Raw genomic sequence first — 21,866 nt, 5'->3', positions numbered from 1 at the left:
GCATGACTGCACGCGGCTGGTTCCTGTTCTCCCTGATGGGAGTGGTCTGGGGCATCCCCTACCTGCTGATCAAGGTAGCGGTGGACGCCCCGCTGTCCCCGTCGATGGTGGTGTTCACGCGCTGCGCGCTGGGCGCGGCGATGCTCCTGCCCTTCGCCATACGACAGGGCGGCCTGCCCGCCACCGTACGAACCCACTGGCGCCCGATGCTGGCCTTCGCGTGCATCGAGATCATCGGCCCCTGGTGGACCCTGACCGACGCGGAACGCCACCTGTCCAGCTCCACGGCGGGCCTGCTGATCGCCGGCGTCCCGATCGTGGGAGTGGCGTTGGCCCGCTTCTTCGGCGACACGGAGAGGCTGGGGGCGAGGCGCGTCGTCGGGCTCGGCCTGGGCCTGGCCGGCGTAGGAGTCCTCACGATCCCGCACCTGACCGGCGGGGACGCCCGCTCCCTGGCGGAGGTGCTGGTGACGGTGATCGGCTACGCGACGGCCCCCCTGATCGCAGCGCGCTACCTGAAAAACATCCCGACCCTCCAGCTCATCGCCCCCTGCCTGACCCTCGCGGCCCTGGTCTACGCCCCCGCGGCAGCACTGACCCGGCCCGCCGAGCTGCCCTCCAACGAGGTCCTGGCCGCACTGGCGGCACTGGGCGTCATATGCACGGCGGTCGCCTTCGTGGCCTTCCTGGAACTGATCAAGGAGGTCGGCCCGACCAGGGCGACGGTGTTCACGTACGTCAACCCGGCGGTGGCGGTGGCAGCGGGCGCGATCTTCCTGGACGAACCGCTCACGGCGGGCATCGTGGCGGCGTTCACGCTGATCTTGGCTGGCTCGGTGCTGGCGACGGCCTCCGGTCCGGGGGCGGCCACACCTCCGGTGCCGGGTCTCCCCGAGGGGCGCAGCCTCGCACAGCGACTCCGCCGCGGGCCGGACCCCCGGCCGGACAGAGGCGAGGCCCGCGCCCGGTAACATGGTCGACACGGCAGACGAGCCGGGCGGACGGCCGCGTGAAGACCCCCAGGGGCCTTCCCGAGGAACGTCCGGGCTCCACAGGGCAGGGTGATGGCTAACGGCCACCCGGGGTGACCCGCGGGAAAGTGCCACAGAAAACAAACCGCCCAGCGCTCCGGCGCTGGGTAAGGGTGAAACGGTGGTGTAAGAGACCACCAGTGCCCAGGGCGACCTGGGCAGCTAGGTAAACCCCACCCGGAGCAAGGTCAAAAGGAGCGCGGTAAAACGCACTCTGCGCGGACGTTCGAGGGCTGCCCGCCCGAGTCCGCGGGTAGACCGCATGAGGCCGGCGGCAACGCCGGCCCTAGATGGATGGCCGTCTCCCCAGTCGCCGCGAGGCGGTTGGGCGACAGAACCCGGCGTATAGCCCGACTCGTCTGCCATTGCTTGCGGCTTTACAACCAACCGAGGTGCCGGGTCGGCGGTCCGCCGCCTGGCTGGTGGAACGCCGCCCAGTTACCCCGAGAGAGGCCCGCGTTGAACGGGCGGACCAACAAGGTCGTGGACCTGGGCGACTGTCTGGGCGTTTCCCATTCGCTGCTCCACAAGTGGCTGCTGGCCGCCGAGCCTTCATGACGGCTGAGCAGCCGTTCTGTAGTTAACGCTTCACGCATTGGTGAGCCGACCGTAGAATTCCGCATCACAGGGGGATCAGCGGGACTTGTGCGGCCACCAGGACAGTACGGACGTCCGCGGCCGCGCTTTGCATCGGCTGCGCGGGGGGATGCCGTCGACGCCAGTGCTCCGTCGGCCCAGAAGCGACGACATCAGGGACCAGCGTGACGAACTCGGGTGACTTCGGGGGCAGCAAGGAACTCGATCGCCTCAAGGCGATGCTCGAGAGTTGGCGCACCTCTCTGGTGGACCTGAGCGGTCGCAACCGGCTGCTCAATTTTCGCCACACCAAGTCGGCGACACTGGAGATCTCGACTCCGTCCGCGCAGGAGCTCATCGAAGGCCTGGCACGCGGCTGGGACTTCGCGCCTCTCCCGGACGAGGAACCGGAGGCCGGTGAGGGCACGTCATCCGGCGATGTGGCCCTCACGAAGAAGGGCGACCGCACCGACGGAATCGTCACCCAGAAGACCACCGGGCCTTCCCTCCAGCGCGCGTTGAACAGCCTTCGCACCAAAGCGACACAGGTCTTCAACGACTACGGCCTGTGGACCCTCAACCTTGGCGTAGGCATGCTCCGGTGGCGTGATGATGGGGCAGAGACCGGCAGCGACGCGCCCCTGATCCTGATGCCGGTGGTCATCGAGCGGGCGCGCAACGGCAGGATCCGCCTGCGGGCGAGCGATGACGAAGAACCGCGCCTCAACCCGGCCCTGAGGGTGAAGCTGGAGCAATTCCGTATCGACTGGATGCCTGTCGGCGAACAGGACCCATCGGACCTGCAGGCGGTGCTCTCCGCCGCGGCTCGCGCCGTTGTGGGCAAGGCCGGATGGCAGATCTCCGACCGCGTGGTGCTCGCGCTCTTCGCCTCCCACAAGGAGTCGATGTACCAGGACCTGCTCGACAACGAGGGCCGCGTCCTCGGCAGTGACCTCGTACGGGCGATGGCTCTGGGCCCCGGCTCCGGTCTCGCATCCGACCGTCTCGACTTCGAGGAGATCGAGCTCGACCGGATCGACAAGCTCAGCCCGCCCGAGGACAGCCCGCTGGTGCTTGATGCCGACGCCTCGCAGCGCCAGGCCGTGGCCGCGGCTGTGGCCGGGCGATCGTTCGTCCTCGATGGCCCACCTGGTACCGGCAAGAGCCAGACGATCACAAACATGATCGCTGGTCTGATGCACGCGGGCCGCAGCGTCCTGTTCGTCAGTGAGAAGGCGGCGGCCCTTGACGTCGTTCTTGACCGACTGAAGTCCGTCGGACTCGACTCGTATGCGCTTGCCCTCCACAGCCACAACACCAGCCGCAAAGCAGTGGCCCAAGAGCTTGGACGGGTGCTCGCGGAGGAACCGCGAGCACCGCAGCTGTCACAGCAGACCCTGGCCCAGGCCAGGGAACTGCGCCTCGCGCTCAGTGCCTATGCCGATGCGATGAACGAAGTCCGCGAACCGCTGGGACGGACCCTGCATGACGTGATCGGTCGGGTCGGCCGGCTGTCCGAGGCACCAGTGGCCTACCTGAGCCGTGGCGACGACCCCCGCACCACAGAAAAGGCGACGTTTCGCGTCGAGCTGCTCAGCGGCGAGGACCTGCGCCTGATCGTCGAGGCGACGAAAGCCATCTCCGATGCCTGGGAGGCTGTCGCCGACCCGTCGTTCCCCTGGCGCGACCTGCGGGCCGGGCTGTCGCATCCCCGCCCCGTGCTGGAGCAGGCCCAGGCGGCGCGCGACGCGCTCGCGACGGCGGCCGAACGGTACCGGGATCTCGCCTCCGACGGAGTACTCCTCACAGATCAGGGCGGAATCGACCGTCTGATCCTGCTCCTACGGCTCCTCGACGTGCGGAGTCCCGTGCCGGAAGCCTGGCTGACCACCGATGCCTTCGCCGATGAGGTGGATGACCAGGTCGACGCTTTCCTGACGGAACTTCGCAAGGTGCAGCGTACGAACACTGTCGTCCGAGCGGCGGTGGGCGAGCGGTGGCAGGAACTGTCCACCAGGCTGACGGCTGAACTGGGCGACGATGAGAGGGCGCTGCACACGATGGCGCCGAGAGGCCTCGACCTCACAGCAGTCACGGAGGAGCGAGCACGACAGTTCGCCCGGGAGTTCGATGCGACCGCTGATGTGCTGGAGCGGACCCTGCAGAGCCTCACCCGAGTCAGCCAGTTCTCCGGGCTCGCACACCCCAGTACCCCCGACGAAGCGCGTCATCTGTGTGACGTGATCGCCGTGGCCGGTACCGAACACCGTCCTCTCGAGCAGTGGTTGGATCCTGATGGCCCAGCGCGTTCAGAAGAGGCGGCTGTCCGGGGCGTTGCCGATGCGTTGAGCGACTTCTTCGCTCGACGCGACCAGGTACTCTCCGCCCACGCCCTCGCAACGGACCACGCGGGCCCGGGGTGGGCCGAACTGCGCCCGGAACTGAGCGCGGAACGACCGGCCAATGAGCAGGCGCTCGCCGCACTGGATCCGCCGGGAGCTGACATCGCGTCGCTGACCGGCCGCGAGGCTGCGGAGCTCGCCGAGCGGTTCGGCACACTGGCCGACACCCTGGAGAGGGCCGCCGAGCACGCCGACTCGGTGGCCGAGCGCCTCGGGTGCGACCGGCCGAAGGCGACGTCCCAAGCAGAGGACCTGGCCACACTCGCGGAACTGGCCACAGCCCCGGACCGCGCGCTCGAAGGATGGCTGGACCCTCGGGCACTAACCGGCGTCCGGGCAGCCATCGCGGAGATCTCCTCGGCTGCCGACGACCTGTCTGCCGCGGAGGAGGCGGCGCGCGACACCTTCCTGCCCGAAGTCGTCTCGACACCCGAACTGCCCGAAGCGGTTCACCGGCTCCTCGAGGGCCGCCAGGGACTCGCGGGCATGCTGTCCAGCGGCATCCGGACCGCCGGAAGCTCGTGGCCCGGCTCACGCACGGTGGCTCGTGGCGCGGCGAGCTGTACGACAAACTGCCGCTCGCCGACGCCTGGTGCGCCACGTACCGGAAGTTGCAGTCGCTGGCCACGACCCATGCAGAACTGATCGGCCGCTATCGAGGCACGGCGTTGCCCGACGTACCGGCATTGCGCAAGGCACTCGCGCACGCCGAAGCCATCCACGCCCTGGCACCGGAAACGCTTGCCGACCCCTACCGCCGGAGTCTTCTCGCCACTCACCTGGCCGACGGCCGAGAGCCGCAGCTCGCACTCGTCGAGCAGGGCGCGGTGTTGCGCAGCCATCTCGATGCGTGGCGAAGGGAGTTGAGCAGCGCGTCGCTGGCACCGCATGCGGCCGATCTCACGAAGCAGTCGCTCGGCGACGACGCTCGCTGGCTGCGCGCTCACCTCGCCCCGTTGCAACAGGCCGTCGCGCTGTTGACCACTGTCGCGTCGGTCGGGGGCCGTGACCACGGACCCGGTTCCGCCCACACGCTTGCCTCCGCGCGTACGGCGGTCGCATCCGCGCACTCGGCACAGCAGGAGAGCGCCGCGTTCGCCGCTCGGGCCGTAGCCGACCGCAGCCTTCTCGGGCCCTGGTACCGGGGCCTCGACACACAGGTGGGCAACCTGCACGACGCCGCGCCCAACGGGGTGACGGGCTACGAGTCCATGGGCCAGCTTCTGCGCCGCGGCCTCGACCTGACGCGGCAGCAACCGGGCCCCTACGCCACGCAGCCGCAGCGCGAGTTCCTGGGCCGGTACGTCCCCGAAGGGAGCTCGCACACGGAGGCTCTGCAAGCCGCTCTGGACTCCGCCCAGCTGATCTCTCGCCTCGCATCCGACACGCTCACGGACCCAGCGCGCAGGGCGAGCCTCGTCGAGGTCCTGGCCGACGGCCGGCCTCAACCCCGCGACCTGCTCACGCAGACGGAACAGATCCGCCGCGACCTCGACCTCTGGCAGGAGTACACGGGTCAGCCCCCCGTCGCGGCGGTCGGCGCAGCGCTGGCCGCCCGCCCCCTCGAACGAGCGGTGAGCTGGCTTCGCGCGCACGTGAAGCCCTTCGAGGACGCGGCTGATCTCATCCGCTCAGCCGCCCGAGTCATGGACGAGGCGACCGGCCTCACCCTGTCCCGGGCCAGGGAAGCGGTGGCCACCGTCGTCTCTGCTCGCGCCGCCGAGTCCTCCTTCGCGGAGAACGACGCCACGTACCGAAGCCTGCTCGGCTCCCTGTACCAGGGCACCGAGACGGACCGCGGGACGATCCTGGACGCCTTGGACTGGGCCCAGAAGGTCCGTCGTACCGCACACGGCGGCCACGCCGCGCCCCTGCCCGAGGCGGCGGCCCGGCTGATGCTGACCGCGTCGGCCGACCCGTCCGTCGCTGACCGCGCAGGCGACTGGCGCGGTCAGCGCGATGCCCTCACCGAGTACTTCGAGCCTGGACGGGCTGAGGAGATGCGACGCGAGCTCGCCGAGTCCCTCCCCGCGGCTCAGTCCCTCCTGTCCCGCCTCGACAGCGACCCCTTCGGGCCGGAGGCGTGGACCAGCTGCGCCGACGCACTGACCCTGTTGCGCAGTTACCACCTCGACGGGCTGCCCGATCAGCTCGCACGCCGCGAGGTCTCTGCGGAGGATTTCCCCGCCGCCATGGAGCGTGCCGTACTCACCGCTTGGGTCGAGCACCAGCTGACCACCGACCCCAGGCTGAAGCCGATGCGTGCGGTGGAACGCGATCAGTTGGTGGAGCGCTTCCGAAGGGCGGACCAGGACCTGGTGGCGGCAGCGCACGCCGAGGTCATCGCCGCGTGCAACACTCGCCGGCCTCGCCGGACATCGGTGGGCCAAGCCGCCGTGATCCGCCGCGAGGCCGAGAAGCAACGCCGCCACATGCCCGTACGGCACCTGCTGCAGCAGACCCGCGACGTCATACGGCTGGTCAAGCCCTGCTTCATGATGAGCCCACTGACGGTAAGCCAGTTCTTGCCACCGGACTTCGAGTTCGATGTAGTCGTTTTCGACGAGGCGTCCCAGGTACTGCCCCAGGACGCGGTGAACTCTGTCTATCGGGGCAAGGCTCTCATCGTGGCGGGTGACCAGAAGCAGCTGCCACCGACATCGTTCTTCGCCGCGGCCGGCGACAGCGACGATGGCGACGAGTGGGACGACGACGCCACCGACGGCTTCGAATCCATTCTCGACATGTGCAAGGCCAGCGGGGTCCTGCGCGGGCTTCCCCTGCGTTGGCACTACCGCAGTCGGCACGAAAATCTGATCGCTTTCAGTAACCACGACTTCTACGACAACTCCATGGTCACGTTCCCGGGCGCGCTGGAACAGGGACCGGACATCGGGGTGGAGTTCATCAAGGCGGACGGCGTCTACGACCGCGGCGGGAGAAGCGACAACCCGCTCGAGGCCGCCAAGGTGGCCCAGCGCGTCATCCACCACTTCGACACCCGCCCCGAGCACACGCTTGGCGTGGTTGCGCTGTCGAAGTCCCAGGCAGAGGCGATCGAGGAGGCGGTGCAGAAGGCAAGGGTCGCCCGCCCCGATCTCGACCACCACTTCACGGAAGGCCGACTCGACGGTTTCTTCATCAAGAACCTCGAAACCGTCCAGGGCGACGAACGCGACGTCATCATCCTCTCCATCGGCTACGGCCCCGACCACCGCGGCAAGCTGCTGTCGACGTTCGGCCCCATCAACCGGGAGGGCGGCTGGCGACGCCTCAACGTGGCCGTGACCCGGGCCCGGCGCCGCATGGAAGTCATCGCCTCCTTCCACGGAGGCGATCTATCGGACAGCACCAACAAGAGCGTGCAGCACCTCAAGCGGTATCTGCAGTACGCCCAGCATGGTCCTGCGATCCTCCAGACCGAAGCCGCCGACCCGGACGCGGCTCCCGAGAGCCCCTTCGAAGAAGAGGTCATCGACGTCCTGCGCGGCTGGGGGTACGAGGTGCAGCCGCAGGTAGGGGTCGCCGGTTTCCGCATCGACATGGCCGTACGGCACCCCGGCGCGCCCGGCACGTATGCCCTGGGCATCGAGTGCGATGGTGCGATGTACCACTCCTCGCGGGCGGCTCGGGACCGTGACCGGCTCAGGGAAGCGGTCCTGCGCGACCTGGGTTGGAGGCTGCACCGCATCTGGGGTACGGACTGGTATCGGAACCGGCGGGACGCGATGGCGCGGCTGCGGGCCGCGGTGGAGGAGGCGTGCGCTGAGGATCCGCATGCGGTGCGCGTGGCGCCTCCGGCGAGGGGGGACGGCAGCGGTGATGACCCGGGCAGCAGTGACGGTCCGGCGGCGGTCGTGGACGGCCCGCTCGGCGCGGGGGGCGCAGAGGCTGTAGAAGTGACCGATGGGCCGGTAGCCCCACGAGTGGAATTCGTGACTGTCGACGCCGGTCCTGCACCTTGGAGTCGCCCTTACCAAGAGGTCGCCCCTGAACTGTTGGCAGAGGTACGTGACAGGTCGAGCCGCCAGCGGGGTATGTGGGGCGTGGAGTTGCAGGACCCCGAGGCCCTCGACGTGGTGGCGGACGTGGCGCTGTGCGTGGTTGAGGTGGAAGGGCCCGTCGAGAAGGAAGTGATCTACACCCGCGTCCGTCTCACGTGGGGCCTCGGACGTGCCGGCCAGGTGGTCCGCGACCGCATCGACCGAGCTCTTCGTCGTCTGCTCAAGCAGGGCAAGATCGTGCACGTCGGTACGGCCTACGACAGGCCCGGCCACGAGACGGAGTTCGCCCGCACGCCGACGGAGCGGTGCGCTCGACGAGTGGCGGAGGTTCCTGCGGCGGAGCGGCAACTCGTGCTCCGAAACGTGGTCGACGAAGGACCGGGCGTGCACCGCGAGGATCTGCTGCGAGAGACCGCTCGCTTCTTCGGGTGGGCACGTCTCGGAGCCGATATCCGGGATGCGCTGACGGGCGACATCGACGCGTTGATCGCCGCGGGGCGCTTGATCGAGTCGGAGGGCGGCCTGATGCCTGCGCAGGGTTCCTGATTGTTCCTTTAGGTACCCTGAACCACTAGGTACCCTGAACCACATAGTCAACGCGGCCCGACGGGCTTCCGCTCCACCCCGGTGGAGTTTCGAAGGACATGCCCCCACCCGCACGAATCATTTCGTGCTGCCTGGGGGAAGTCCTTGCTGTTCCGCGCGTCCGCGAAAACGGTCGCCGTCATGGCACTCGACGGTTCGCTGTTCCTGCACCTCACCGACAAGTTCGTCCATATGCACGGCTATCGGCCCGGCGCTTCGGAGGTGCGTTCCTGGGAGCGCAGCATCCCTGTCCTGGCCGCCGCGCTCAACGACGCCGGCCTGGGCGATGTCGAGGTCATGCTGGAATACGCGCTCCCGCTGAACAGCAAGCGCGCCGACGTCGTCCTCGCTGGAGTGCACCCGGTCACGGGCGAGCCGTCGTACGTCGTGGTGGAGCTGAAGCAGTGGAGCCAGGCACTGCCCCATGAGGACGACCCCACCCTGTGCCATGTCGACGCCTATGCTCATCCGGTCCTGAACCCCATCGAGCAGGTCCGCCGTTACTGCGAATACCTCGTCAATTTCAACGGGGCGGTGGCCGAACACAGGCACCGGGTGGCAGGAGTGGCTTATCTGCACAACGCCACCGAGTTCGGTGTGACCGGGCTGAGGGAGATCGAGCGCGACGGCCACGGACTGCTCTTCACCGAGGAACGCCGCGGCGCCTTCATCGATCACCTTCGCACGAGGCTGAGCGACGAGCACCCGGGGTCCCGGGCGGCGGACGAACTTCAGGCAGGCGCCACAGTGCCGTCAAAGCAGCTCATGTCCGTGGCCGCCGAGGAGGTGCGCGAACGCACACAGTTCGTCCTCCTCGACGAGCAGCAGGTCGCGTACCGAATGGTGCTCAACGCGGTGGAGAAGGCGAAGCACGCCGATCGTAAGGAGGTCGTCATCGTCACGGGCGGCCCCGGCACCGGCAAGAGCGTCATCGCTCTCCAGCTGCTCGGTGAGCTCTACCGGCGCGGGGTGCCGGCACTGCACGCCACCGGCTCGCAGTCGTTCACGAAGACAATGAGGAAGGTCGCCGGTGCCCGCAAGCGGGAAGTCCAGGACCTGTTCAAGTATTTCAACAGCTTCATGACGGCCGAGAAGAACAGCCTGGGCGCCCTGATCTGCGACGAGGCGCACCGCATCCGGGAGACCTCGGCCAACCGCTACACCCGTGCCGAGAATCGGACTGGCAGGGCCCAGATCGACGAGCTGATCGACGTCGCCTACGTACCCGTGTTCTTCCTCGACGAGCACCAGGTGGTGCGCCCCGGGGAGATGGGCACAGTGGCTGACATCGAGGAGGCGGCGGCGAAGCGGGACATCCCGTGTCACGTCGTCCCTCTGGACAGCCAGTTCCGCTGCGGTGGCAGTGACGCGTACCTGCGCTGGGTGGTACGGCTCCTCGGCTTGGAGGCCGGGGGCCCGGTCACCTGGGAATCCGACGGCCGCATGCAGCTCCTGGTCGCCGACAGCCCTCAGGAGATGGAGGGGTTCTTGGAGGCCCGACGAGCCGAGGGCTACGGCGCGCGCATGTCCGCCGGCTACAGCTGGCGCTGGTCCCCGGAGCCCAAACCTGGCGCTCCGCTGCCGCCCGACGTCGTGATCGGCGACTGGGCCCGCCCGTGGAACCTGCGCGGTGACCGATCCGTGTCCGGTGCTCCCCCGGCCGCCCTGTGGGCCACCGACCCGGCAGGCTTCGGCCAGGTCGGCTGCGTCTACACGGCACAGGGCTTCGAGTACGACTGGTCCGGCGTCATCATCGGCCCCGACCTGCTCTGGCGCGAGGATCGTTGGGTGACCGACCGGGCAGCGTCGAAGGACCCCGTCTTCAAGCGGTCCACCTCCGACGCCGACGTGGACCGCTTGATCCGCAACACTTACAAGGTGCTTCTGACCAGGGGCATGGTGGGCACGGTTGTGTACGCGACGGATCCCGAGACGCGGGAGAAGCTGCGGGAGTTGGCGGGTGGAGCGACACGACAGGCCGTGTCGGTCTGACGCGTGCCCGATCCTGCTGGGCTCGGCGCATGGAGTGGCTCACCTCTGATGCGCATCGAGGGTGGCAGAGCGGCACGGTCGTGTGACCTGCTCAGCTCCGCGTGATCCTGCTGAGTTCGCAGAGAGTCCGGTGGTAGTCCAGGTGTGCTTCGTCTATGGGATGACCGTTGTGCTGACGAAGCCGTCCCACTGATTCATCCCCGTGCGTGTGCCTCACGACGCCGACGACATCGACGTAGATTTCGAGCCCGTCGAAGAGGACGTGGTGATTGGGGCACAGGCAGAGCAGGTTCGGCAGCTCGTCCGGACCGTCGTGAGGCGTTCCGAGACCACGTATGTGAGCGGCCTCGCTGTACGGTCTGCGCTTGTACTGCAGGCGTGTCTCGCAGATCTGGCAGGCGTGGCCGTGCAGCTCCTTGACCCGCGTGGCGATCGCGGCGTCGCGAACAAGCTGTGAGGAGGTGCGCGTCCGTCGTGCGGCTGGACCGGTCGCACGCTCGGTCGCAGCGGCCCCCTCCTGGCCGTCAGCGTCCTCGTCCTCGTCGACCAGGCCATCAGCCGTGGCGTATCCGGCGAGGCCTACCCGATTGAGCAACTCACGCTGGTCGACACCGTCGAAGTACGTGCTGCACAGCTTGATCACGGCCTGCAGGCGGATCAGGGGGTCCCTCAGCAGCTCAGCGCTTGTGTGGGTCAGGCCGGCGACGGGCTGGTGCGTGTCGAGGGCGCCTGTTCCAGGGGCAGTTCCGGCGTCACGCTCCATCCCGTGCACCTCCCAGAGGTCGCTGCCACGCAGGTGCCAGAAGGGGTACTCGGGGGTGACTTTGGAGCCGGGGAGTCCGAACTCGGTGAGGAGCGGACTCACCTCCGTCCGGAAGACGGCCCACGGTGTCAGGCGTGGCCTGTCCGCGGAAATCCGGGATATCGCCCACAGCAGGGCCAATGGCTGGTGGCGGCTGGGCGTTTTGCTTCCTGGTTGACGATGAGTGTGGAGGGAGCCGAGCCGCTCCAGCAGACCCTCCGCGGTGAGCTGGTCAGCTGTGACTGAAGGCGGCGTCAGCGGTGACGGACCCACCGGCCGGCTCTTCGCCGGTAGGAGTGGGAGAACGCTGCGGTAGCTCTCGGGGGACCGCAGAGTAAGGCTCCACAGAGGTGCCGGAACGTTCATCCGGCGCAGCACGGGCGCTGCGAGGACAGGAGTGGGAAACTCCTCGACGTCACCCAGCGCCATGATGTGTTCCCAAGTGGCGTTGTCACTGTCGGCTCCCCAGACCCTCCGTGCCACAGGCGAGCTGGTGAACAGGTGGAGAATGCGTGCGCGAGCGAAGAAATGGTTCGCCGTGTAGAAATACACATCGTCACCGACACGACGATCTCGCAGGGCTCGTACTTTTTCGTTGTTGGCTTGCGCGGTGGGAGTGGCACCCCACAATCGAGCGATTCCGTCTGGATACAGGGCATTCAGTGTGGTCGCCTGGTCACCGAGCACATCCTGGATGTCTGAGATCCGGATGCCCTGGTGTACCGACTTGGCGAAGTTCTGTGCCCCTCGAAGCCGAGCCCCGCCGCGAGGCTGGAGGAGTATCTGCGGCTCTGCCTGCTGCGGGCGGTCCGCAGCGGTGCTTCCGTCCTCCACGGTGAAGCCGAGTGCTCGCAGACGGTGTGCCACTGTGCGTGCACCTCCGCTGAAGTCGTCGGCCGACAGCAGGGCTCCGGCTGAGTACAGATGAGCTACGCCGGCTATGGCCTTCGAGTCGTAGCTGTCTCCGTCTACGACCAAGACGTATGTCAATGCCCTGCCGAAGCCGTATCGGTGGCGAAACGTTTCGCGTCCCAAGTCCTGACACTCCGCGACTGCAGCCAGCACGCCTGCGCGCGTGATATCCCCAAGTCCCATGTCGAGGACATTAGTAGGTAGGTATGACAAGTGCTGCCGCGTGCCTGCCTGTTGCCTCGTTACCGGCCGGCAGCGCCCTCACTCGTGTTGTGCATGGGGGTGCAAGCGCAAGGATCTGCCGCGACTGGCACGGTAAAGGGTGTGGTCGAGGGGCGTCGGCGCGAGTGCCCTCAGCGACCCGCGGAGTGCCTGAAGCGGCAAGGGCGGCTCGCTTCGCAGTGCCTCTGAACGCCTGGGTCGAGTCCATTGCCCGCCCCGCAAACTTCCCTTTCGGGGTGAGAGGGGTAAATCGACTCGGAGTATTTCGCTATGTGAGGTGAATGTCCTGTAGTCCCGCTCTTCACGACCTCTTCTCATGCCACTGGCACCCACTAGGATCTGCGTCAGGGGTCTGACCTTGGGCTGAGGCGACCTCGAGGGAAACGAGGAGTGGGGAACAGGCATGCGGGAAGGCCGGTGGGTCACGGTCACCGAGTCCGAGTTCGATCACGAACGCCGTGGCCTGGAGGCGATCCGGGAGAAGCTGCCGGACTCCGACCCCTGGCGTGCCTGGTCGAACTTCACCTTCACCGCGAACACCGGTCACGTCCGCGAGGTGGACCTGCTGGTCGTCGCCCCCGGCGGCGCCTGCATGATCGAGCTGAAGAACTGGCACGGCTCGGTCACCTCCGAGAACGGCACCTGGGTGCAGACCACTCCCGGCGGCCGCCGCCGTACGCACGGCAACCCACTGCATCTGGTCAACCGCAAGGCCAAGGAACTGGCAGGCCTGCTCGCGTTGCCCGGCGGCAAGCGGGTCTGGGTCGCCGAGGCTGTCTGCTTCACGGACAACAGCCTGCGCGTACGCCTGCCCGCCCACGACCAGAACGGCGTGTACACCGTCTCCCAGCTGGTCGAGATGCTGGAACAGCCCCCGCGTGAGGAGCGGCGCCGCATCACCGCGATGGGCTCGCGCGAGATCGAGGCGGCCCTCAAGAACATCGGAATCCGCAAGAGCGACGCGCAGTACAAGGTCGGCCCGTACGAGCTGGAGCGGAAGTCCTTCGACTCCGGGCCCACCTGGGCGGACTACCTCGCCCGTCACAGCGACCTGCCCGAGGCCGCCCGCGTCCGCATCTACCTCAGCGAGCGCGGCTCGGACGCCTCCCTGCGCCAGTCCGTCGAGAACGCCGCCCGGCGCGAAGCCGCCGTGCTGGGCCGTTTCAAGCACCCGGGCGTGGTCGAACTCAAGCAGTACTTCCCCTCCGGGCACGCCGCCGGCCCCGCGCTGATCTTCGACTACCACCCGGACACGCTGAAGCTGGACGAGTACCTGGTCCAGTACGGCGAGAAGCTGGACATCCTCGGCCGGATGGCGCTGGTCCGCCAGATCGCCGAGACCATGCGCTCCGCGCACTCCAGCCGCATCCACCACCGGGCGCTCGCCGCCCGCTCCGTGCTCGTCGTCCCCCGGCCGCGCGGCGGGAAGGGCCGGGCGGTGGGGGAGGAGGCCGCCTGGCTCAACCCGCACCTCCAGATCTCCGACTGGCAGATCGCCACCCAGCGCAGCGGCGACTCCTCCCAGGGCCAGGGCATGACCCGCTTCGCGCCGACCGCCTTGTCCGCGATGCACCTGGCCGACGACGCCGACGCCTACCTCGCCCCCGAACTCACCGCCCTCCACCCCGACCCGGTCCACCTCGACGTGTACGGGCTTGGCGTCCTCACCTATCTGCTGGTCACCGGTCAGGCCCCGGCCGCCAGCCAGGCCGAGCTGCTGGCCCGCCTGGAGGCGGGGGAGGGCCTGCGCCCCAGCTCCCTGGTGGACGGCCTGTCCGAGGACGTGGACGAGCTGGTCCAGGCCGCCACCGCCTACCGGCCGGGCCAGCGCCTGTCCAGCGTGGACGAGTTCCTGGAGCTGCTGGAGGTCGTCGAGGACTCCCTCACCGCCCCGGCCCAGGCGGCCACCGCCACGGAGGGGCCGGCCGACGAGGACGACGGGACCACCGCAGACAAGGACCCGCTGGAGGCCGTCGCCGGTGACGTGTTCGCCGGCCGGTGGGAGATCCGCCGCCGCCTCGGCACCGGCTCCACCAGCCGCGCCTTCCTCGTCCGCGACCTTCAGGCCGAAGCCCGCAGGACCCGCCCACTGGCCGTGCTGAAGGTCGCCCTCTCCGACAGCCGCAGCGAGATACTCGCCCGCGAGGCCGAGGCCATGGGACGCCTGCGCCCTCACTCCGGCATCATCCGCCTCGTCGAACCCGAGCCGCTGCACATCGGCGGCCGTACCGTCCTCGCACTGGAGTACGTCGGCGACGAGCGCGACGACAACGGACAGAGCACGGAGGGCGGGGGCCGCCCGCGCCGCCGTGAGGAGACGGTCGCCCGCCAGCTCCGCGACAACGGCCGCCTCCAGGTGGACCAGTTGGAGGCGTACGGCGACTACCTCTTCGGAGCCGTCGACTTCCTGGAGGGCGAGGGCGTCTGGCACCGCGACATCAAGCCCGACAACATCGCCATCCGCATCCGCCCCAACCGCACCCGCGAACTCGTCCTCATCGACTTCTCCCTCGCCGGCTACCCGGCGAAGAGCACCAACGCGGGCACCGACGGCTACCTCGACCCCTTCGTCGACGTCATCACCCGCGGCTCGTACGACTCGCACGCCGAGCGGTACGCCGTCGCCGTCACCCTGCACCAGATGGCCTCCGGCGAGCTGCCCAAGTGGGGCGACGGTAGTGTCCTGCCGCGCATGACCGACGCGAAGGAGTGGCCGCACCCGACCATCGCGGCCGAGGCCTTCGACCCGGCCGTACGGGACGGTCTCGTCGCGTTCTTCCAGAAGGCACTGCACCGCGACGCCGGCAAGCGGTACCCCGAGCTGAAGCCGATGCGGGACGCCTGGCGCAAGGTCTTCCTCGACGCCTCGCAGACCGTCCCGTCCAGCCACCGTTCCCGCCACCCGGCCCCCGCGACCACGGGGGAGGGGACACCCGTCGAGGGCGCCGCCGCGGTGGCGATCGCGGACGCCGAGCCGGAGACCGCCGAGCAGCAGCGCGACCGCCTCGCCGCCGAGGTCACCCGCGACACCCCGCTCACCGTCTCCGGTCTCACGCCCGCCGCCCAGTCCTTCCTCTACGGCCTCGGCATCACGACGGTCGGCGAACTGCTCGACTACAGCCGCCGCAAGCTCGTCAACGCCCCCGGGCTGGGTGCCAAGACCCGCAACGAGGTCCAGCAGCGGCAGCGCGAGTGGGGCGAGCGGCTGCGCGAGATCCCCGTCTCGCCGCTCACGCCGAAGGGCCGGGCGGAGGCCAAGGAGGAGCTGGAGCAGCTCACGGCAGCCGAGTCGGCCCTCGTCGGCGAACTCGCCACGGGCGAGTCGGCGGGCGCGCTGTCCCCCCGCACGCTCCGCTCCGTCAGCCTCGACACCCTCGCCACCGTCTTCGTGCCCGCCGTCAACAACAACGGCTCCAACCGCAACAAGGCGGAGATGGTACGGCTGTTGCTGCGCCTGCCCGACGAGCACGGGGTCCTGCCGGACATCGGCGTCTGGCCGAAGCAGAGGGATGTCGCGGAGGGTCTTGGGCTGAGCCACGGCCGTATCCCGCAGATGCTCAAGGACGAGCGCAAGCGCTGGAAGGCGGAGCCCGCCGTCCAGGCACTGCGCGAGGAGATCATCGACCTCCTGGTGAGCATGGGCCGGGTCGCTTCGGCGGTGGAGATCGCGGACGCCTTGGCGGTCCGGCGCGGCACGCATCTCGCCGGGCGCGAGCAGCGGCGGGCGATGGCGCTGGCGGCCGTACGGGCCGTGGTCGAGGTCGAGCAACTGCTGCCGCAGGAAGCCGAGTTCCAGCACCAGCCGAACCGCAAGGCGACGGACGAGTCCCTGGGCGCCGGCCTGCTCGCCCTCGACGTACGGGAGAACGACGGCCCGGACACCCCGACCGCGCCCGGCCTGCTGGAGTACGCGACCCGCCTCGGCAAGACGGCCGACCGGCTCGCCAGGCTGGACACCCTGCCGACGGCGGCGACCGTCCTGGCCGAGCTGGGCGCGCTGACGGTGCCGCCGGGCGCGGTCGACTGGGACGAGCGGCGCATGGTGGAGCTGGCGGCTGCGGCGTCCGTGAACGCCGCCGCCACGCCACGCCTGGAGATCTACCCGCGCGACCTGCCGCTGGTCAGGGCGCTGCGCCTCACGCAGGCCGGGCTCGTCCGCTGGATCCCGGGTATGCCGGAGGGGCAGCAGCCGGGCCTGACCGGCGAGGCCGTGCACGAGCGGGTCCGTGCTCGCTTCCCGGAGATGGTCGTTCCCGACGGGCGTGGCGGCACGACCCACGAACTGCCGACGGGCGGCCCGCTCACCAAGGCGTTGCGCGACGCCGGCTTCGAACTGTCGCTCAACATGCACGAACGCGAGGGCGTGCTGCGCTACCTACCGACGCGGGTGGACGACGCGTCGAGCTATCTGACGACGGGTGCGTGGCGGCAGTCGACGCGTACGGGTGCGGTGGCGCGGTACGCCGACGACCCGCAGCTCGCGGGCGCGGTACGCGCGGAGGAACGGCTGCTCGCGTCGGCCCGCCGGGACGGGTACCGGGTGCTGACCGTACGGCAGCAGCTGGTGCGGGACGCGGTGCGGGAGCTGAGTGCCGGGCGGCTGGGCACGGATGCGGTGTCGGTGACGGAGCTGTTTCTGGAGGCCCTGCACGCGCAGGTCACGCCGGGCACCAAGCCCACCTGGGAGACCCTGCTCAAGGCGGACGCCGCCGAGCCGGGCTCGAAGGGCGCGGTGCGGTTCGCGGAGTACGCGCGGACGGCGTGGGGCGCGGTGGAGCCCCGGATCGCGGAGCTGCTGGGTGACGGTGGCGGTGGCGGGGCCGGTCCTGTTGGCCCTGCCGGTCCTGTGCTGCTGACGGAGGCCGGGGTGTTCGCGCGGTACGACGCGATGGGCGTCCTGGACCGGCTGGCGTCGGTGGCCCGGCGGGGCGGGCGGGGGCTGTGGCTCCTGGTCCCGCAGAGCGACCCCTCGCGCGAGCCCCGGCTCGGACAGGTGGCCGTGCCGTACCAGGCCGGCCTGGGGGAGTGGATTCAGCTTCCGGACACGTGGGTGGGCAACGCCCATCGTGGGTCCGGCGAGGTTGTGGCTAGTGCCAGTGGTGTCGAGGGAGACGTCAAGTGATCGACCGCAAGGCTCTGTTGAACGACCTGAAGCAGCAGGTCAAGGCGGTCGAGACCGACCTCGGGCGCCAGGTGAAGGCGCTGGGGGATGTCGGCGCGAGGCTGAGGGCGGAGTACGACCAGGCACGCAAGCTGGGGCGTACGGCGGCGACTTGGACTTCGTGGCTGGACGAGCGGGTCACGCAGGTCGCGGTTGCGTGGGTGCTGGGGACTGTGTTCGTACGGTTCTGCGAGGACAACCGGCTGATTCCGGAGCCGTACCTGACGGGGCCGGACGGTGACCGGCGGGAGCTGGCAGAGTCGCGGTACGACGCGTACGTGGAGTCGGACGAGGATCCGACGTACCGGGGGTGGCTGGAGAAGGCGTTCGAGGAGCTGGGGCAGGGGCAGGCGGGACGGCTGCTTTTCGACAAGCGGCACAACCCGCTGTACCAGGTGCCGCTGTCGCACGACGGTGCGCGGGACCTGGTCGAGTTCTGGCGGGGGAGGGATGAGGCGGGCGTCCTCGTCCACGACTTCACCGATCCGCTGAACGAGGACGGTATGGAGGGCTGGGACACGCGGTTCCTGGGGGACTTGTACCAGGACCTGAGCGAGGCTGCGCGGAAGACGTATGCGCTGCTCCAGACGCCGGAGTTCGTGGAGGAGTTCATCCTTGACCGGACGATGAACCCGGCGGTGCGGGAGTTCGGGTACGAGGAACTGAAGATGATCGACCCTACGTGTGGGTCGGGGCACTTTGTGCTGGGGGCGTTTCGGCGGTTGGTGCGGCTGTGGGGGGAGGGGCAGCCTGGTCGGGATGTGCATGAGCGGGTGCGGGTTGCATTGGACTCTGTGCACGGCGTGGATATCAATCCGTTCGCGGTGGCTATTGCGCGGTTCCGATTGCTGGTTGCGGCGATGGCGGCGAGCGGCGTTCGGACGATGGTGGAGGCAGCGAAGTACGAGTGGCCGATCCACTTGGCGGTGGGGGACTCGCTCATTAAGGCTCGGCAGTTGGAATTGACGCTGGGCGGCGATGAGGATGGGTTGAACGATCCGTTGGTCTCGTTCGCGTACGCTACGGAGGACGTCTACGAGCACCCAGGGATTCTGGAGCAGGGTCGGTATCACGTGGTGGTAGGTAACCCGCCGTACATCACGGTGAAGGACGCAAAGCTGAATGCGCTGTATCGAGACTTGTACGACGCCTGCACGGGCAAATATGCACTCTCGGTTGCGTTCGCGCAGCGGTTCTTTGAACTTGCTAAGCGAGGTGATTCTGATGGTCATGGATATGGCCTAGTCGGTCAGATCACCTCAAACTCGTTCACGAAGCGCGAGTTTGGCATGAAGTTGATCGAAGATTACTTCGCTCACAGGGTGGAGTTGACCGAAGTTATCGACACCTCCGGTGCTTACATTCCGGGGCATAGCACTCCGACAGTAATCCTCGTTGGTAAGCGCCGCGCCGGAAGTGGGCGCTCGAGTACCATTCGAGCGGTCCGAGGTATTCAGGGTGAACCGAAGACGCCCGAGATCCCGGCAGATGGTTTGGTCTGGAAGGCTATCGTTGACCGGATTGACAAACCTGGATCTAAAGGTCGATGGATTTCAGTAGACGATCTTGATCGCGATCGCTATTTTGGTCAACAGCCATGGATCCTTGCAGATGGTGGCCTTGAGTTGGTTATGGGCCTTGAGCAAGGCGCAACTGAGACCCTATCTGGCCTGTCTGCCGTCATCGGGATGACAGCTCTCACGCTTGAGGATGACGCCTTTCTCCTGCCTGAGCATTCTTCTGTTCGGCTGGGTCTGTCCGAAGACTGCGTCCGCCTGGTAAATGGCGATGAAGTGCGCGACTTCGCCATCCGGAAGTCTCAGCAAATGATTATGTCGAGGCGTTGGAACGGTGATAGGCGAGACCTGGGGCCTAAAACCATGAGGCATCTTTGGCCTTATCGAACCAGTCTGAGTCGACGTCTTTACTTCGGTCAAATGCCCGAGGAGCGTGGTCTACGGTGGTTTGATCTAGGAATGTTCTTCGCTGATCGTCATCGAGAGCCCTTGTCGATTACGTTCGCCGAGGTCGCTACGCATAATCACTTTGTGCTGGATTGTGGAGGAAAAGCATTCAAGCAGACTGCGCCTGTAGTTAAGCTGCGGAAGGAAGCGGGTGAAGTTGACTATGTAAACCTGCTAGGGCTGCTTAATAGTTCCACTGCTTGCGCATGGCTCAAGCAGGTCTGTTTTTGCAAGGGGAACGCGACGGCCTCCAGTGGAATGGCTGATCAGCCTTGGTCGTGGAACTATCAGTTCAATGGAAGCAATGTCGGACGCCTCCCCGTGCCAGCCACACTCCCTGCTGCTCTAGCTGCTGCTATCGACTCCCTCTCTCGGCAACTCTCCGATGTCAACCCCGTGGCAATCGCCGCCGTTTCCACTCCAGCCATGGGCGTCCTTCGCGAAGCACGTGCCAGCTCACAGGCTTTCTATTCCCGAATGATTGCCTTGCAAGAGGAATTGGACTGGCAGGTCTATGCTCTCTACAGCCTCCACTCTGAGAACCTTGGCGTCTCCGAGGATCCCGACGACCCCAACATCCCAAACCTCGCCCTCGGTGAACGTGCCTTCGAAATCGTCCTCGCCCGCCGGGTAGCCGCAGGCGAGGCCAGCGACGAGTGGTTCAAGCGGCACAACTCCACCCCCATCACGGATATCCCCGCACACTGGCCCGCCCCCTACCGCGAGATCGTCCAGAAGCGCATCGACGCCATCGAGTCGAACCGCGCCATCGGCATGGTCGAGCGCCCCGAGTACAAGCGCCGCTGGGCCACAGAAGGTTGGGACGTGCTCCAGGAGAAGGCCCTCCGCTCCTGGATGCTTGACCGGATGGAGAACCGGGACCACTGGTTCGACGAGAACGGGCAGCCCACCATCCTCACCCTGGGCCGCCTCACCGACGCCCTCTCCCGTGATGAGGACTTCGTCTCCGTCGCCAAGCTCTACGCACCCCGCAAGGAACTCGCCAAACTCGTCGCCGAGCTGATCACCGACGAGCACGTGCCGTTCCTCTCCGCCCTGCGCTACAAGCCCTCCGGCCTGAAGAAGCGCGCCGACTGGGAAGAGGTGTGGGACCTCCAGCGCAAGGAAGACGCCGCGCCAGACGAGCCCGCCAAGCGCAAGATCCGAGACTCCATCCCCGTACCGCCGAAGTACACCTCCGCCGACTTCCTCCGCCCCTCCTACTGGAGGGCGCGCGGCAAACTCGACGTGCCCAAGGAGCGGTTCATCTCCTACGGGCAGACCAACGCCGCCACCCCCGAGCTGTACGGGTGGGCCGGCTGGGACCACCGGGAGCAGGCGCAGGCCCTCGCCACGTACTTCACCAACACTGCGCTGTCCACCGAGGAGATCACCCCGTTCCTCGCCGGCCTGCTGGAACTCCAGCCGTGGCTGTCCCAGTGGCACAACGAGTTCGACATGCTCTACAGCGGCTCCCCGGCGGACTTCTTCGCCGGTTATCGCCAGCAGAAGCAGGGCGAGCACGGACTCACCGACGACGGCCTCCGTGGCTGGAGTCCTCCGGCCGCGACCCGAGGTCGTCGCGCAGCCGCGAAGCAGTAGTCAGGAGTAGATCGAGTTCCGTTGGTCCAGGGGCCACCCGGTGCGTGAGCGGGTGGCCCTGAGGCTGCACGTGCAGCTTCGCCCACACGGTCTTGCCCGGGGTACTGGGTGAGGGCTGACGCCCCAGTCGTCCGCGAGGGCGGCGACCAGATGCAGGCCCCGGCCGGACTCGGAAAGCGAGTCGGCCGCCGGGGGACTGGCTGGAGGCCGTTTCTCAGTGCGGGTGTCGGCCACCTCGATGTGGAAGGTGTCCTCGGCCAGGGTGAGTTGGACATGGAAGTCCCGGCCGGGGGCGTGGCCGTGGCGTACGGCGTTGGCGGTGAGTTCCGCCGTGATGAGGGTGAGCGTCTCGTTGACCGGGGTCGTGTAGGGGTGGCCCCAGTCGTTCAGGCGGTGCGAGACGAGTCGGCGGGCGAGGCGGGCCCCGCGTGGGGTTGAGGTGAAGCGCATAGTGAACTCGCGTTCGGGTGCGGGACGCTGTGGCATATGCCCGTTCGGGGGAGTTGCTGACTTCATGGGGTCAACGGTCGCGGACTCTGCGTAGCGTTGACCAGGAGCGATGTGCTGACGAGTGCGGGCTGTACACGTCGGCCGTGCGCTTGTACGTGGTGTC

8 protein-coding genes and 1 other RNA gene are annotated in these 21,866 nt (G+C 67.9%); 7 read left to right on the top strand and 2 right to left on the bottom strand.

The features are described from left to right. Nucleotides 1-2 precede the first annotated feature (2 nt). From ACFWWR_RS13310 to ACFWWR_RS13290, 5 genes are all read left to right on the top strand, one after another. Nucleotides 3-971 (top strand): DMT family transporter, encoded by a 969-nt coding sequence (locus tag ACFWWR_RS13310; protein ID WP_383875276.1) that lies wholly within the window; start codon nucleotides 3-5, stop codon nucleotides 969-971. Nucleotides 972-989: 18 nt separating this feature from the next. Further along, nucleotides 990-1,393: RNase P RNA component class A (gene rnpB, locus ACFWWR_RS13305), an RNA gene on the top strand. A gap of 399 nt (nucleotides 1,394-1,792) precedes the next feature. Next, nucleotides 1,793-4,654: a DUF4011 domain-containing protein gene (locus ACFWWR_RS13300; RefSeq protein ID WP_384303288.1), complete on the top strand. Its 2,862-nt coding sequence runs from the start codon at nucleotides 1,793-1,795 to the stop codon at nucleotides 4,652-4,654. Between the two features lie 566 nt (nucleotides 4,655-5,220). Beyond that, nucleotides 5,221-8,559, top strand: coding sequence for a DUF3320 domain-containing protein (locus tag ACFWWR_RS13295; protein ID WP_384303368.1), 3,339 nt, complete (start codon nucleotides 5,221-5,223; stop codon nucleotides 8,557-8,559). A 144-nt stretch (nucleotides 8,560-8,703) separates the two neighbouring features. After that, nucleotides 8,704-10,590, top strand: a complete 1,887-nt coding sequence (locus tag ACFWWR_RS13290; RefSeq protein ID WP_384303286.1) for a DNA/RNA helicase domain-containing protein — start codon at nucleotides 8,704-8,706, stop codon at nucleotides 10,588-10,590. A 91-nt stretch (nucleotides 10,591-10,681) separates the two neighbouring features. Here ACFWWR_RS13290 and ACFWWR_RS13285 read toward each other — a convergent pair whose 3' ends face one another. Then, entirely contained in the window at nucleotides 10,682-12,487 is a 1,806-nt protein-coding gene (locus ACFWWR_RS13285; RefSeq protein WP_384303284.1) for an HNH endonuclease, read from the bottom strand. 442 nt (nucleotides 12,488-12,929) lie between these two features. Between ACFWWR_RS13285 and pglW the strand changes: the two genes are divergently transcribed. After that, nucleotides 12,930-17,648 carry a BREX system serine/threonine kinase PglW gene (gene pglW, locus ACFWWR_RS13280; RefSeq protein ID WP_384303282.1) on the top strand — a complete coding sequence of 1,573 codons (4,719 nt, stop codon included), beginning with the start codon at nucleotides 12,930-12,932 and terminating at the stop codon, nucleotides 17,646-17,648. Continuing rightward, complete coding sequence (gene pglX / locus ACFWWR_RS13275) at nucleotides 17,645-21,253, top strand: BREX-2 system adenine-specific DNA-methyltransferase PglX (RefSeq protein WP_384303280.1); 3,609 nt, start codon at nucleotides 17,645-17,647, stop codon at nucleotides 21,251-21,253. The genes pglW and pglX overlap by 4 nt, the downstream gene beginning before the upstream one ends. On the opposite strand, the gene ACFWWR_RS13270 is transcribed toward pglX, so the two are convergent. Further along, nucleotides 21,254-21,703, bottom strand: a complete 450-nt coding sequence (locus ACFWWR_RS13270) for an ATP-binding protein (protein WP_384303278.1) — start codon at nucleotides 21,701-21,703, stop codon at nucleotides 21,254-21,256. Nucleotides 21,704-21,866: the final 163 nt, after the last annotated feature.

Origin of the sequence: Streptomyces sp. NPDC058678 (genome assembly GCF_042714835.1) — a bacterium.
Classification (GTDB): Bacteria; Actinomycetota; Actinomycetes; order Streptomycetales; family Streptomycetaceae; genus Streptomyces.
Note: the sequence above shows the minus strand (reverse complement) of the source record. Positions and strands in the feature narration are given on the sequence as shown.

What these genes read in the sequence shown, in the direction of transcription:
- ACFWWR_RS13310 (WP_383875276.1), top strand. Translation starts at nt 3, where the DNA reads ATGACTGCACGCGGCTGGTTCCTGTTCTCCCTGATGGGAGTGGTCTGG.
- ACFWWR_RS13295 (WP_384303368.1), top strand. Translation starts at nt 5,221, where the DNA reads ATGGGCCAGCTTCTGCGCCGCGGCCTCGACCTGACGCGGCAGCAACCG.
- ACFWWR_RS13285 (WP_384303284.1), bottom strand. Translation starts at nt 12,487, where the DNA reads ATGGGACTTGGGGATATCACGCGCGCAGGCGTGCTGGCTGCAGTCGCG.
- pglW (WP_384303282.1), top strand. Translation starts at nt 12,930, where the DNA reads ATGCGGGAAGGCCGGTGGGTCACGGTCACCGAGTCCGAGTTCGATCAC.
- ACFWWR_RS13270 (WP_384303278.1), bottom strand. Translation starts at nt 21,703, where the DNA reads ATGCGCTTCACCTCAACCCCACGCGGGGCCCGCCTCGCCCGCCGACTC.